This is a genomic window from uncultured Nostoc sp. (assembly GCF_964247315.1).
In the GTDB taxonomy this organism is placed as follows: domain Bacteria; phylum Cyanobacteriota; class Cyanobacteriia; order Cyanobacteriales; family Nostocaceae; genus Nostoc.
On record NZ_CAXTTT010000155.1, the window covers coordinates 1 to 15,144 of the forward strand.

A 15,144-nucleotide genomic window follows, 5' to 3' on the forward strand; every position below is an offset into this window, starting at 1 on the left:
ACCATCCCCAATGCCCCATGCCCCATTTCCTAATAAGTGGTACTTAGCTTTTTATGTGCTGATTGCTGGCGCAATTTTGACCAAAGGGCCAGTGGGAATTGTTTTGCCGGGGGTAATTGTTGCTGCCTTTTTGCTTTACGTGGGTAAAGTGCGAGAGGTGTTGCAAGAAATGCATCTTTTCGTAGGTATACTGATAATTATCGCTTTGTCAGTGCCCTGGTATGCTTTAGTCATTTGGCGCAATGGCTGGAATTACATTAACTCCTTTTTTGGTTATCACAACCTGGAACGCTTTACAGAAGTAGTTAATGGTCACTCAGCACCTTGGTATTTTTACTTTCTAGTCGTGCTGTTGGGTTTTGCACCATACTCAGTGTATTTACCAGCCTCTATCATCAGACTAAGGTTTTGGCAGCGATCGCATTGGCGATCGCTTGAACGTTTTCAGCAATTTGGTTTATTTGCCTGGTTCTGGTTTGCTAGCATCTTTGCCTTTTTTACCATTGCCGTTACTAAACTCCCTAGCTATGTATTGCCTTTAATGCCAGCAGCAGCAATCCTGGTAGCCCTGTTGTGGAGCGACCTTTTTTCAGATATAAAGACACGGCAAACAATTCCTGTTTCCCCCTCTTCTACTCCGTCCATCTCCACGTCTTTGCTGCGAATGAGTGGTTGGGTAAATGTAATATTTTTATCAGTTCTGGCAACAGCACTGCTGAACATAACCCACATATTAGGTACCGATCCAGCTATAAGTAACTTCCACGAACTAATTCAACAATCTGGTTTACCAGTAATCGCGGGTCTAATTTGGCTAGTTTGTGCTGTTTTGGTTGCGGGTTTATTATTGAGTCGCCGCTGGAACTACATTATCAGTATTAATTTAATCGGGTTTGTGGCGTTTATAATTTTTGTCTTAACGCCTGCTTCGTTCTTTATCGATCGAGAACGTCAATTACCCTTAAGAGAATTGTCTGCGGTCATTCTAGAAGCAAAACAACCCAATGAAGAATTGATCATGCTTGGCTTCAAAAAGCCTAGTGTGGTATTTTACAGCCACATCCACGTAAATTATTTAAAATTTCCTAAAGAGGCTGTGGAGCATATTAAAAACCAGGCTGCTAAAGGACTAAAACCTTCCTCAGTGCTGCTGTTGGCTGAACAGAAAAAGTTTTTACAAATGGACTTACAGCCAGATGATTACAAGAATTTATCGACCAAAGGTGCTTATAACTTGGTTCGAGTTCCTTTTAAGAAAATGAAAAATCAAAAAATAGACATATCATAAATTGTCATTAGTCATTGATCATTTATCCTTTGATAATAACTAATGACCAATGACTAATGACCCCATTAACATTTGCTGTTGTAGCCATTGACAGCTAAAGCTTGATTGATCTGGTTTAAGAGGTCTTCCATTGATATTGATCGCGGTAAGATTTGGGTAGCGATCGCACCAACAACAGTTTCTATCGATTCCAAACCATTCTTCTTCTGCTTGTTAATTTCCTGATAAGCTACTCCATCCGGGAAACTGGTTTCTGAGCGATTCAATCGCTGATTTAATACCAAAATTGGTGGCAACTTTAAAGGCGAATCTCCTAGTTTTTTCAGTGCTTTGAGTACATCTTTGTGGATAGAGGTTTCTCCTAAACAAATTAGCAGTAAGTCAACGCTTTCGTGGCGAATTTGTTGCAACACTTCTGCCCAACAAGGACTCATCGCCGCTTTGAAGCCTGCTGTTTGGAGGTATTGAATTAAAGCTTGGAACCATTCAGATCCCCGTTCAGCAGTTTCACTACTAATTGAGCAATTTTTTTCTGTCCGATAACCCTTAGCTGGCTTACGTCTTACCTGGGGGAAATCTCGTAGCATTGTTAAATCCACTACTAAGATGTTGGAAGGGCAGCAAATACCAGAAGCAATTTCCAGTACTGATAGTAAAGCATCGGTTTTCTCAGTACGACTGCTGTTATCTTTAGTAAATGGTGTTAAGTAAGGAAATACAGATAGCCCTGGTATTTTAGAAGCAATTAAAGTAGTTGCAACATCGCAAGTAACCAGTGGTATAGCTGCTAAACGCGGATGTCCAATCAGTTTTTGCAAATAAATTTGGGCGGTGGTACTTTCGACATCTAACAAAATCACATCAAACTGCCATACCCGCGCCAAAAGTTCTGCCTGATCTAGGTCATCTACTTCAATCACCCGATGTTCTCGAAGTGAGGGGTGGGGATTGACTGATTCTAACTGGGGATTCACCAACCTGAGAATTCGCAGTGGGGTTTTAGTTGGGATAATTGCACTATTATTTAACCCTATCTGCGGTATTACTTGTGCAGTACATAATTTTTCTAGAACTGGTGCTAAGACCTGATGCTCTACTGGCAAACTTAAGAAGCCATCGGCTCGGTTAGCAAATGCTTGCTCCTTTTCGGCTCCCGTCGCTGTCACAATTACAGATATATGACGGGTTGCAGTGTCAGATTTTAGTAAAGTCAGTACATCCCAACCTGATAGCAAGGGTAACAACGGATTTAAAAATATTGCTATTGGTTGCAAGCGCCGCGCTTTTTCGACTGCTTCTGTCCCCGATCGCGCAATCACTACCCGATATCCTAAACCTTTGAGTTGTTCGGTCAAGTCTTCAATATATCGGGCTACTGCCTCGACTACCAAAACCAATCGTTGCGAACTCGCAGGATGATGCTGTGTGGGCGTACTAGGATGTTGACGAGCGGCGGCGAGATTTTCCCGTGTCGGTTGGTATCGTGTCTCCTCGTCTTCTCTGATTCCCATATCTGGTTCCGAAAAGCCTGTTTTCGGAGGGCTGGGCGGCAGAAGTAGTGTAAACTGGCTACCTTTACCTTCACGCGATAAGAAGCTGACATCTCCTCCGTGGAGGCGAGCCAAGGCGCGAGTTAATACTAGCCCTAAACCAGTGCCTTCAAATTGGCGGGTGAGAGGATTTTCTAGTTGTTGGAATTTTTGAAAGATTAAGTGTTGCTGGTGTTCAGGAATGCCAATACCTGTATCCCAAACTGTAAAGGCAATCCATCCTTCCCAACGACTTACCCGCAGCCCAATTTCGCCAGATATTTCGGTGAATTTAAAGGCGTTGGAAAGTAGGTGTACTAGCATTTGGCGTAAGCGCAATTCGTCTGCCACCATCTGATCTAAACCTAGTTCAATGGAAAGACAGAATTGGGGAGCAGATGAACGGGCATTTGGAGGTGGCGGGGCAGATGTTGCTTTGGTGGTTTGAGTGTGGATAGCTTTGGCTTCCGATAGGGCGCGATCGCACACAGTACTGATTTTCACCGGAGTCAGTGTCAAATCCATTTGTCCCGTTTCCATCCGGGTCAAATCTAAAATGTCATTCACCACACTCATCAGGTGGCGTCCGCTTTGATGAATCAGTCCCGCATAACGGGCTTGACGCTCGTTAAGTTCTCCCAACTGCTGATCCACTAGCAAGCGCGATAATCCCAAAACGGCAGTTAGGGGAGTTTTGAGTTCATGACTAATACAAGCTAAAAACTCGTCTTTTAACCGATTTAGTTGAATTAAATCGGCATTCTTCGCTGCTAGTTCTTTACAAAGTTGCTGCTGTTCAGTGACATCAGTAGCTAAAATCAACCATAAATCAGTGCTGAGTGCAATCTCCTCTTCGGCACTCATAACTTTAAACTCAGGACTATCTAAGGGAATTTTGGCAAACTGCCAGATTTGCTCTTGACCATTTTGCACTTCGACAACGCAGGTACAAGTACCCACTTGACTATCCAAATAGCATCGGCTGTATACAGCATCAGTTGATGTTTCTTGCTGAATCAGTTCTTCTTCACCAGTATGCTCATTCTCCCTACCATTGGGATAAACCTTGATTGCTGGTTGAGTGACATATTCTGCTATTTCGGAGCGTTTAGGAACAAGTATTGCCTCCACCTGTTGCCTAACCCCTTCTGGATCTTTTAAGGTTCCTAATTGCTGCCACCAGGCGGGATTTCGCGCTACCACCTCACCAGTAGCCGTTTGCAACATCAAAGGCCAAGGCAGTCTTTCTAGCAAGTGTACCAGTGGCTGGTGTCCTAACGAATTGGATTCATTTGGTTCACCATCATACTCATGGCGATGTTCACTAGACCTTTGTAAACCAGCCATACGTTCTTGAGCCAGCGATCGCAACAGGCGTGAACTATCTAGCAGCCCCAAATACCGACCCTCAGAGTCAATCAGCGCCCAATCTAAGTTTGGGGGTTTTTCGACTTGTGAATCGCACCAGCGTAAGCTTAATCGCTCTACACGCTCCGAAGCTGATATTGTCTGTATTGGCTCAATTAGACCTTGACCCCAGGTAGAGAGCGATTGTTGTAAATTTAGATTTTTATCGTCACTTTGTGCTAATAATTTTGGGATTAAACGGGCAGAATACAGCAATCCGATGGGGCATTGCTGTTGATTCACTACTACCAAGCGATCGCACTGCTCTTGCTCAAAAATCTCTAACACCACTGCCAGAGAACTTGTTTGGAGGCAGCTAGGTACGGTTGCCTGAAAGTCATAAAGCGGGTAATCTAGCATTAACATAGGGATTTGGGGGTCATTCTTCCTGTGGAACCCTCCGGCACTTCCATCTGCCAGTTGATGGTCTTTTCGCCTGAAGTCATATCCTCTAAGAAGACTCATAATAAGCAACTCTGGTTATTTCAACGCCATTAAAACAAGGGGATTTACCCTAACGGACAACTTGCTTGCGAACGAGTGCATTTTTCCAAGAGGCGACGTTTCTAATTTCTAGTAACTAGCCAGCCTCCCCACCGTCTTACTGGTATTTAAACTCCTCATCGATAGCGACGGCTAAAACAATTATGGCCCCAAAGATTCGCTTTAGAACCTTGAGGAATTATAATGATTTGGAATGCGACAATCCTTTAAGTTCGTTTAAGTAACTTATCAAGGGGCAAAATAAAAAATCTATCTATTTATATACATAGATATGTAAATTATGAGTTAATTATTGTGTCTTGCTATGCCGACGGATACCTCATAATCAAAAACCTACTAAGTTCTACCAGTTGGTTGCTCCACTCAATTCCTAAGTGCGTAGCACTATCTGCTCAAATAGAGCGTTTTTTGGGGTGAACTCACTAGTTTACTGCACACTCAGTATTCCCCTAGAAGCGTTAGCCAAACTTATCAGCCCGTGTTTCTTGGTCAGGGCGATCGAGGAGATATATTCAATAATAGATGTTATTACCGATATTGATTTTGCAATCTCATGTTAACAAATACTTAAATAATCCAGTTGACTTAGCCAACCTAAAAGGTTTGAGTACGTGGTTAAGGAAATTGATGGACGCAATTATTACCCAATTTTGCTACTTACCTGTTGCTGCAACGACCTCTGGAAAAATCAACTACTTACCAAATTGGCCGCCACTAAATCCAAGTAAGGCATACACTAGCAACTACGTTTATGTATTTGCCAGTCAGATGCAAAAAAGCCAACAGCACTTTCAGGAGATGACTCCAGCAGAAAGACAAGAATTATTAAGACAGCTTAAAACAGATTATAGCCTGATTCTTATAGATTATTTTACTACAGACAAAACACTCAAAGATAAAATTGATAAATTCATCAATACTATATTTTATGCTAATATTCCTGTGCCTCAACTAATCGAAATTCACATGGAGATAATTGAAGAATTTTCTCACCAGCTAAAATTAGAAGGAAGGAGCAATGAAACCTTACTTGATTACCGCCTAACGTTGATAGATATCTTGGCTCACCTGTGCGAAGTCTATAGGAGTTCGATTTCTAAATAAAATAAATTAAATTTCTTGCTCTGTATTCAACTTGGAACAAACTACAACTGTGAGTGACTCACGATGCACGGAAAAATATTGTATTTCTCTGATGATGACCAGTTATTAAGTATATGAATAAAGCCAGAAAAACCTACGTTCTTAAGCTTTACGTAGCAGGTAACACCCCTAATTCAGTCCGGGCATTAAAAACACTTAAAGATATTTTAGAACAGGAGTTTGAAGGTGTTTATGCTTTAAAAGTAATCGATGTGCTCAAAAGCCCGCAACTAGCGGAAGAAGATAAAATATTGGCAACGCCAACATTATCTAAAATTTTACCTCCACCCGTTCGCAAAATTATTGGGGATCTTTCAGATAGAGAAAGAGTGTTGATTGGGTTAGATTTGCTCTATGAAGAACTGAGTGAAGAAGATTTTGAAGAGTAAAATTTTAATCATAAAAAATTGAGTACAAGTTTTAGTAATAAAAAAATAGGTTTTAATCTCCTTTTGTTATCAAGCAATGAATGAAAACGAGCAACTAGAACCAAAGCAACCACCGAAAATTGGGGGTATAGAAAAAATTAGGACGATGATCGAAGGGTTTGACGATATTAGTCATGGTGGTTTACCAATTGGTAGAACTACCTTGATCAGCGGCACATCCGGCACAGGTAAAACTTTATTCTCCCTTCAATTTCTCTATAACGGTATTACCTATTTTGATGAAGCAGGAGTATTTGTAACCTTTGAGGAATCACCAAGTGATATTATTAAAAATGCTCATGTTTTTGGTTGGAACTTGCCCCGCTTAATTGAAGAAGGCAAGTTGTTTATTCTTGATGCATCTCCCGATCCAGAAGGTCAAGATATCGTCGGAAATTTTGACCTTTCTGCACTCATTGAGCGCTTGCAATATGCCATCCGCAAATACAAAGCTAAACGAGTTTCAATCGATTCAATAACAGCGGTATTTCAGCAGTATGAAGCGATGGGAGTAGTGCGACGCGAGATTTTTCGCCTGGTAGCACGTCTCAAACTACTGAGTGTCACCACTGTAATTACCACTGAACGTAGTGAAGAATATGGGCCCGTTGCCTCTTTTGGAGTGGAAGAATTTGTTTCCGATAATGTAGTAATTGTTCGCAACGCTTTAGAAGGAGAACGCCGCCGTCGCACAATTGAAATTCTCAAATTGCGCGGCACAACTCACATGAAAGGCGAATATCCCTTCACGATTACTAATGAAGGAGTTAACATCTTTCCACTCGGAGCAATGCGCTTGACTCAACGTTCTTCTAATGTCAGGGTATCTTCTGGTGTCAAAACCTTAGATGAAATGTGCGGTGGTGGTTTCTTTAAAGATTCAATTATTTTGGCAACAGGAGCCACAGGTACTGGTAAAACCCTGTTAGTCAGTAAGTTTATTCAAGATGGCTGCCTTAATGGAGAACAAGCAATATTATTTGCTTATGAAGAATCACGCGCTCAACTATCTCGTAATGCTTCCTCTTGGGGAATTGATTTTGAAGAATTAGAACATCAAGGTTTACTCAAAATAATTTGTACCTATCCTGAATCAACTGGTTTAGAAGACCACTTACAAATTATTAAATCAGAAATTGCTATTTTCAAACCCGCTCGGATTGCTATTGATTCCCTATCAGCACTAGCTAGAGGAGTTACAAATAATGCATTTCGGCAGTTTGTTATTGGTGTGACAGGTTATGCTAAACAAGAAGAAATTACTGGTTTCTTTACCAACACAACCGACCAATTTTTAGGAGCGCATTCGATTACTGACTCTCATATTTCCACAATTACCGATACAATTCTGATGTTACAGTACGTAGAAATTCGTGGAGAAATGTCGCGGGCAATTAACGTATTTAAAATGCGCGGATCTTGGCATGATAAGGGCATTCGTGAGTATAATATTACTGCTGATGGCCCAGAAATTAAAGATTCTTTCCGAAACTACGAACGGATTATCAGCGGTGCTCCTACTCGCGTTAGTATCGATGAAAAGGCGGAACTTTCTCGCATTGTTAGACGTTTTGAAGACAAACAGAGTTCCGAACCCTAAATTTAGTATCGTAGTATATTCTTTCCTAAGTTTAGTATCGTGCTATATTCTGTGGTGAAGAAAGGTTTTCTGCCGCTAGATTGATTTTCGTGTGAGGGGATGCGGTGAAAGGACAGCAATTATTTTATAGCTTCTTACCTGGTGTAACGGCAGCAGTCTTAACAACTCAGCCGACTTGGGCTGGTACTGCGAAACTAACTGGGGTACAACTGGCGTCTTCTCCTAGTGTTTTGACTTCTACTTATGGTCAAGGCTTGGTTGTGGACACCATAAATAGGCAACTGCCTAATAGTGCAAATGTTAGTGTTCCAACTCTAGTACCTGCTTTGGGTTTTACTAAACTTAGTATGAAACCTTTAAGTAATAACAGTATTCCAGTATTTACGGCTGAAAATACTGTTGTGCCAATAAAACAACTACTTAAGAAAGATAAAGGTAGATTTTTCAGTTTGATACCTACCTCTAATTCTTCCCAAGTTCAAAAAAACCAAAAACAGAGTAATTCAAGCGCTTATGGGCAGAATTTAAAGAAGATAGTAGTTCCCAACTACACTTCAAAACCCCCTTCTGTCCAAAAAGGAATTTTGTCCCTGTCTTCTGTGCAGCAGCCAGTGGTTCAAAAGATAAATACTATTACTCAGTTGCAAACATTTTTACAAACTTCAGCCACAGGTGTAGGAGCAGCAAAACTGTTGTCAGCGCAGAGGTGTCCACAGGAGTTGAGCAAAAGCAAAACTGACTCCTTGGCTGATTTGCTATTAACCTCAAGCACTTGTTTACAACAAAATGCTATTGGTCGCTTGGCTCAGATTAATACCACGATTCCGGCAGATTCGACGCCAATCACTGCGCCAGGAACCGTAACTCCTGCACCAGGGGGTTCGGTGCAACCTGTTAATGTACCAACAACCGTAACTCCGGCACCAGGAAATTCGGTGCAACCTGCTACTTTACCAGGAACTGTAACTCCTGCACCAGAAGGTTCAGTGCAACCTGCTACTGTACCAACAACCGTAAATCCTGTGCCGTCAGGGCGGGTACAAGTTCCAGAGAACCTGATTCCTAACTCAAATCCTTTACAATTTCCCACCAAAGCGGAGGAAGTGAGACTTCAGGAAAATCAACCAATTACTTTGGCACAGGCTCTAGAGCTAGCACGGCGTAATAATCGGGATTTACAGGTGTCTCTATTAGAGCTAGAACGCAATCGAGCATCTCTACGCGAAGCGCAAGCTGCTTTATTGCCCACTTTGGGAATTAGCACGGATATTACTCGTAGTCAGTCTGCTGGGAATCAGCTTCAGGACAAAATAAACGGGCAAAATCCGTTCGCCCCTAAGGTAGATCAACCCAGTACATCTTTCAATGGTTCAGCACAACTTTCATATAATCTTTATACTTCTGGGAGAGTGCAAGCTAGCATCAGAGCGGCTGAAGAACAGGTACGTTACTATGAGTTGGCTGTGGAAACTCAGTTTGAGACAATTCGTCTGAATGTTGCCACTGACTACTACAATCTGCAACAAGGGGATGAACAAGTACGCATTAGTCAGTCGGCTGTAGTGAACTCTGAGGCTAGTTTACGTGATGCAGAAGCTTTAGAGCGAGCTGGGGTTGGTACGCGGTTTGATGTGTTGCGATCGCAGGTGAATTTAGCAAATGCCCAGCAAAATTTAACTAATGCTAGATCCCAGCAGTCAATTTACCGTCGTCAATTAGCAACTCGGATAAGTTTGCCGCAAGCAATAAATATCAGTGCCGCTGACCCTGTACAATTAGCTGGTCTTTGGAACCCAACCCTAGAACAAAGTATTGTACTGGCTTATCAAAATCGTCCAGAACTGCAACAGTTTTTGGCACAACGCAATACCAGTGAGCAACAGCGTAGGCAAGCCCTTGCGGAGCTGGGTCCTCAAGTTAGTTTGGTCGCCAACTACAACCTGCTAGATCAGTTCAGTGATAATGTCAGCGCTACTGATGGTTATTCATTCGGAGTTCAGGCAACCCTAAATTTGTATGATGGGGGAGCAGCAAGAGCAAGAGCAGCTCAACAGGAAGCTAATATTGCGATCGCAGAAACTCAATTTACTGAACAGCGCAATCAAATTCGCTTTCAGGTAGAACAAGCCTATTTTACCCAGCAATCTAGTTTGGAGAATGTTCAAACCGCTAATACTGCTTTAGAACAAGCTAGGGAAGCTCTACGTTTAGCACGTTTGCGATTCCAAGCTGGTGTAGGTACTCAAACTGATGTCATTAACTCTGAAAATGACCTCACACAAGCTGAAGGTAATCGAGTCACAGCAATTTTGAATTACAACCGCGCTTTAGCTCAGTTACAACGGTCTGTTACCCTCAGAGCATTCCGCTAATTAGCTGAAACTCAACTGAATCAGTATTTTTGACTGCTGTTGTGTTTTGTAATGCACTTTGCACCTGCTATTAGAGGATCACAGAGTCCAGTAACGTTTCTAATAAAAAGCTAGCTCAAAGCCTCATTTCTTCAGTTTATTTACTGAAAAGATGAGGCTTTTTAGTCTAAAAGGCAGTAGACCTCTTGCATGAATCAAGAAAACAGAGCATGTTCATAATTGATACCAATTTGAAAAAAGAATGCGACAAATAGACCATTTGTAGAGACGCGATTCATCGCGTCTTTACCCAAAGATATGTTGCAATCATTAATTGAATTGGTATGAGAAGTCCAGCAATCAAATTGCAACGTAAGCCAAAGCGTTTTCTGGTGTGACGTTTTTTCTTGCCGCTTATGCACTCCATATAACCGTTTAAATTCTGATGGTGGCAAGTCTTTTATCTGTTTGTAGCTCATTGCTCTTTCTTTTTTGACCTGTATTTTTTCATGCTTACACTATTCGTGCAAGAGGTCTATTGAACGTCTAAGCAGTCTTGCTGTTTCTGTTACTAGCTCCCCCATCCGCGGCTTTTGGATATAAGTTTGATACCCAAAGGCAATAGCCTCATTATGTGCGTCAGTATTGCCAGTAAAAGCAATTGCTGGAATTTTTCTTTTTTTGGGAGGTGTAAGTGTTCTGACTTTCTGTATTAACCAATAGCCGGATTTTCCTGGCATATTAATATCGCTAATTAACAAATCCAGTTGGAATTGTTCAATCGCCTCAAATGCTTCTAAAGCATTGTCTGCTGTTATTACCTTAATTCCACAGCTTTCAAAAATCTCAGTAATTAAGAACAGTATATTTAGATCATCATCCACTGCCAAAATTGTCGATCCTTTAAAACTATTTAAGTTTTTTATATTATCTTTCAAATTTGCATGGGCTAAGTTTGTTGACACACGGATATTATTCATAATCTTTAGTCAAAGCTCCCATTTTTCTTATTTTTAATCAGCTACTGCTAATATCATGTCATTCTGAATAAGATTCCATTCATCAGAATTCAAAATTACTAGAAGTGAGGGATTAAACGGAAAGTAATACTTTTCGTTTAATCCCAACAATCTCTTTTTTTGTCTCTTAATTGCTTAAAAGGCAAGGGGTAAAGTTAAATTCAAACCCTTGGACTTTCCCTTAACTAAAAAGTAGGAGAGAATCGTTAAAATGGTTTAGAAGATTTGCTGACTGTACTATAATTAGTGATTGTTTGATTTTGTGAATGAGTTGATTAAGTACTACATAAAACTTTTTAAATATAATTTTTGCAACAGAAAACCTTTGAGAAATTAACCACAGAACTATTGCCGTTCTCCCTTCTCAAGTTCTTTTAGCGGTTGCTTAACGTATAAGTTGTATAAGATATGCTAAAAGTTTGGAAATAATTACAATAAAAAACAGGATCGCAAGGGGATAGCCGATAAAATTTATTTCCCAGACCCTTAGCAAAACATAGATGAACCAAGTCCAAGTTGAGAATACGAGTTGACCAAATAATTCGTAATTAGGAGTCATAATTACGAATTACTTTGATGTTACTATTTAGCAGGAGTACATTGAAAAACATTATGCTATTCAAAAGCAATGGATATCTTTAAGCACTCAATTTGATTGTAATTTAGTTATTTAAGGTATAATACTTATTTTTAATTAGATTCATCTCACATTTAGACAACGCCTGGTTTATTGACGCTTGCAGATAACGCATTACTTTATCTAATAAAGGTTGATAAAGCTTTAATATTAAGTTATAAGAATCTGTTTTCGGAATTTTTACCAAGCCTTGTATATCGTGGCGACTTAACCCTCAATATAATTTTTCTTCTTGAGTGTAGCTCTCAACCGACAACCGAAGTTTTTATTAATACTTAACTCCTTATGCCTCCAGTAAGACTACCCTGTGCATAGTTGCCTATTTTATAAGTAAACTGACCGAAAATATCAACCGGATCTGCCAAACCATTGCAGTGCTAGATTTCATTCTATGACCTCCGATCAACCCTCTGAGCAACCTACATATGAATCTACCGCTAATCAAGCATTCGACTTAGAGCAGGTTGACAATAGAGATGCTTTATTTCCCATTGTTGGTGTTGCCGCCTCTGCGGGTGGATTAGAAGCATTTAGGGAGTTACTCAAGCATTTGCCTACTGATACAGGAATGGCATTTGTGCTGATTCAGCACCTAGACCCTAACCACAAAAGTCTGTTAAGCGAGATTTTGGCGAGAACAACTCAAATGCATGTCAGTGAAGTGCAAGAGGGCGTGACTGTCCACCCTAATCAAGTCTACATTATTCCGCCTAACACTAAGATGGTGTTGTCTGATGGAGTGTTGCAACTCACGCCGCGAGAGAAAATTCAGGGGAAATATATGCCTGCTGATTGCCATTAATCGTGCTTGATTCGGAATTCCGGGTGAACAAAGCCAATCGCTCGTTTTATGAAACGTTTCAGGTTTCAGCATCACAGACAGCGCAATCTCTAATTTTTGAACTAGGGAACGGTCAGTGGAACTTACCCGGACTGCGATCGCTCTTAGAAGACATTCTCGCCAACGATACCAGTATTCAAAATTTGGAGGTAGAGCATTCTTTTGAGCAGATTGGGCAGAAAACCATGCTGCTCAATGCTTGGAAAATTATTCAACCGGAAGATGCTCAAATGATTTTGCTGGCGATCGCAGATATCACCGAGCGAAAGCAGTTTGAGTTAAAAAGATCCGAGCTTTTAGCACAGGAGCAGTCAGCCCGTCAAGAAGCTCAAATCGCCAACCGAGCTAAAGATGAATTCCTGTCAAACCTCTCGCATGAACTTCGTAACCCGCTCAATACTATACTAGGTTGGGCGCAACTCTCCCGCACGCGTAATTTAGATCGAGTAGCAGTCACTCGTGCCTGGTCAGTAGTGGAGCGGAGTGTTAGGATGCAAGCTCAGTTAATCGATGATCTGCTGGATATTTCACGGATTACAAGTGGAAAGGTTCATTTAACCACTCGTCTCATTGATTTAGTTTCAGTAGTGAATGCTGCAATTGAGTCTATCCAATTGTCCGCAGAGGCGAAAACCATTCAAATTGTTTCACACTTGAACTCGGTTACAGTTGTTGGAGATTTTGATCGCTTACAGCAAGTTCTGTGGAATTTATTTTCTAACGCCATTAAGTTCACTCCATCTGGTGGGCGAGTATAAATCACGCTCAAAGCTGTAAATACTCACGCCCAGATTCGAGTCAGCGACACAGGAGTTGGCATCTCGGCAGATTTGCTGCCGTATGTGTTTGAGCGCTTTCGCCAAGGAAATTCTAGCAGCAGCAAAACGAGTCCAGGCTTGGGATTGGGCTTGTCAATCGTCCGTTATCTTGTAGAACTTCACGGTGGAACAGTTCAAGCACACAGTCTAGGTGAGGGACAAGGAACCACAGTCACCCTCAGGCTGCCTTTGCGCTCGATGCCCTTGGAGATTACACCGCCAAGTTATTTAGAGCCGAGCGTTTTGTTAAAACCTCTGGATACATTCGATGGTAAAAATCCATCCCTTACCCTTGAAGGTTTATGCATCTTGGCTGTAGATGATGAAGCAGATAGCCGCGACCTGATGAAGTGGATGTTAGAAGACTTTGGGGCTGAAGTGGTGGTTGTGACATCGGCAACCGAAGCGATCGCTGCTCTAACTGAATTTCCTGGTAAATACGATCTGCTTCTAACAGATATTGGGATGCCAGAGTCGGATGGTTTCTCCCTGATTCGTCAGGTGAGAGCGCTTGAGGTAGAAGCTTCTAGACAAATTCCGGCAGTGGCAATCACTGCCTATGCCAGCGAACAAGAGCGGCAAATGGCAATTGAAGCTGGGTTTCAAATGCATCTGGCTAAACCAATTGAATCTACTCAATTGCTATTGATGATTCTTTCCTTGAGTGGACGAGTTACAAATAAGTGAGTGTACCGCTGACTCATTTGACAAGTTGAAGTCGAAAATCTTTAATTAGTAGGCGATGATTAATAAGTAGGCGATCGCAAGCAATATTCCTGATTCAAACTACAGTAAACAGCTTGATTGTATAAATTATAGTTGATGAATTATATTGACAAAGCATTCCAGAATATGTCAATCACAATTAGCTTGATATACTGCTGTTAAAGGTGATGTTTAAATAAACGTTTAAATTACGTATAAATTGAATGAATTGCACCGAAAACATTCAAAAGTTATAGATGATATTTGATATCTCTACTTAAAAAGATACAAAACATATTTGATTTCTTTTACTAAAACAGTAAGTGTCAACTATGAATTGAGGAGTTAAAGCATGGCTGTAACCTTTATGTGCGTGCCTAAGTTTCGCAATACCCAATGGGTAAGCTTTGTTGGCGGAGAAGGAATTGTACGCAGCTACAAACCGGAATCTGGCACATGGACGTATCTCATTGAAATGGCATTAGGCCTCGAGCCTGACTTTGGCAGAGTTGGTGCAGAAAGCATGATACTCCTGACTGAGGCAGATTTGCGTACTACATAAGTAGGTCTTTGACAGGGCTACAGCCTAGTACCGTGCGACGTAAATACACATACCATCTTTGAGCTTTGGGAGCAGCTAAGTTTTCGTAGCTTTTAATAGTCTGCTTATTTCCGCCTGTACTAGTGCAAGAAGGCAGGAAGGAGGCAGAAGGGAAGAATGCTTCTGGCTTCAGCTTTTTAGCTTAAGGGGGACTTTGATTCCGGTTCCCCCCTTTTTAAGCTAGGGTGTACATCAAGTATGACCAGCATAGGTTTTAACTCTTCTAGTAGTTTCGTAGGGTGTGTTATGGACACGCCGAAATAACAAATGAGT

General features: G+C 41.2%; 12 protein-coding genes. 9 read left to right on the forward strand and 3 right to left on the reverse strand.

The genetic code is table 11. The annotated features are described in order from the left end of the window. Positions 1-1,288, forward strand: a 1,288-nt coding sequence (locus tag ACFE93_RS30655; RefSeq protein ID WP_375479257.1) for a glycosyltransferase, incomplete at its 5' end; no start/stop codon positions are given. Between the two features lie 65 nt (positions 1,289-1,353). On the opposite strand, the gene ACFE93_RS30660 is transcribed toward ACFE93_RS30655, so the two are convergent. Next, positions 1,354-4,590, reverse strand: coding sequence for an ATP-binding protein (locus tag ACFE93_RS30660; RefSeq protein ID WP_375479275.1), 3,237 nt, complete (start codon positions 4,588-4,590; stop codon positions 1,354-1,356). Positions 4,591-5,250: 660 nt separating this feature from the next. Between ACFE93_RS30660 and ACFE93_RS30665 the strand changes: the two genes are divergently transcribed. The 4 genes from ACFE93_RS30665 (at position 5,251) to ACFE93_RS30680 (ending at position 10,271) form a co-directional block, all read left to right on the forward strand. Further along, positions 5,251-5,832 carry a KaiA family protein gene (locus ACFE93_RS30665; protein WP_375479259.1) on the forward strand — a complete coding sequence of 194 codons (582 nt, stop codon included), beginning with the start codon at positions 5,251-5,253 and terminating at the stop codon, positions 5,830-5,832. Between the two features lie 113 nt (positions 5,833-5,945). Continuing rightward, a complete protein-coding gene (kaiB, locus tag ACFE93_RS30670; RefSeq protein ID WP_099099291.1) occupies positions 5,946-6,260 on the forward strand; it encodes a circadian clock protein KaiB in 315 nt (104 codons plus the stop codon). Between the two features lie 76 nt (positions 6,261-6,336). Then, entirely contained in the window at positions 6,337-7,899 is a 1,563-nt protein-coding gene (gene kaiC, locus ACFE93_RS30675) for a circadian clock protein KaiC (protein ID WP_375479261.1), read from the forward strand. Positions 7,900-8,003: 104 nt separating this feature from the next. Beyond that, the gene (locus ACFE93_RS30680; protein ID WP_375479263.1) at positions 8,004-10,271 is read left to right on the forward strand and encodes a TolC family protein; all 2,268 of its coding nucleotides are present in this window, start codon (positions 8,004-8,006) and stop codon (positions 10,269-10,271) included. Positions 10,272-10,465: 194 nt separating this feature from the next. Here the strand turns inward: ACFE93_RS30680 and ACFE93_RS30685 are convergent, their stop codons facing one another. Both ACFE93_RS30685 and ACFE93_RS30690 read right to left on the reverse strand, forming a co-directional pair. After that, positions 10,466-10,729 carry a hypothetical protein gene (locus ACFE93_RS30685; protein WP_375479265.1) on the reverse strand — a complete coding sequence of 88 codons (264 nt, stop codon included), beginning with the start codon at positions 10,727-10,729 and terminating at the stop codon, positions 10,466-10,468. 39 nt (positions 10,730-10,768) lie between these two features. Beyond that, on the reverse strand, positions 10,769-11,230 hold the full coding sequence (locus ACFE93_RS30690) for a response regulator (protein ID WP_375479267.1): 462 nt from the start codon (positions 11,228-11,230) through the stop codon (positions 10,769-10,771). Positions 11,231-12,297: 1,067 nt separating this feature from the next. On the opposite strand from ACFE93_RS30690, the gene ACFE93_RS30695 reads away from it, so the two are divergent. From ACFE93_RS30695 to ACFE93_RS30710, 4 genes are all read left to right on the forward strand, one after another. After that, the gene (locus ACFE93_RS30695) at positions 12,298-12,708 is read left to right on the forward strand and encodes a chemotaxis protein CheB (protein WP_375479269.1); all 411 of its coding nucleotides are present in this window, start codon (positions 12,298-12,300) and stop codon (positions 12,706-12,708) included. A gap of 2 nt (positions 12,709-12,710) precedes the next feature. Beyond that, entirely contained in the window at positions 12,711-13,505 is a 795-nt protein-coding gene (locus ACFE93_RS30700; RefSeq protein ID WP_375479271.1) for a sensor histidine kinase, read from the forward strand. Positions 13,506-13,565: 60 nt separating this feature from the next. Beyond that, a complete protein-coding gene (locus tag ACFE93_RS30705; RefSeq protein WP_375479277.1) occupies positions 13,566-14,252 on the forward strand; it encodes a response regulator in 687 nt (228 codons plus the stop codon). A 391-nt stretch (positions 14,253-14,643) separates the two neighbouring features. Next, positions 14,644-14,832 (forward strand): hypothetical protein, encoded by a 189-nt coding sequence (locus ACFE93_RS30710; protein ID WP_375479273.1) that lies wholly within the window; start codon positions 14,644-14,646, stop codon positions 14,830-14,832. Positions 14,833-15,144: the final 312 nt, after the last annotated feature.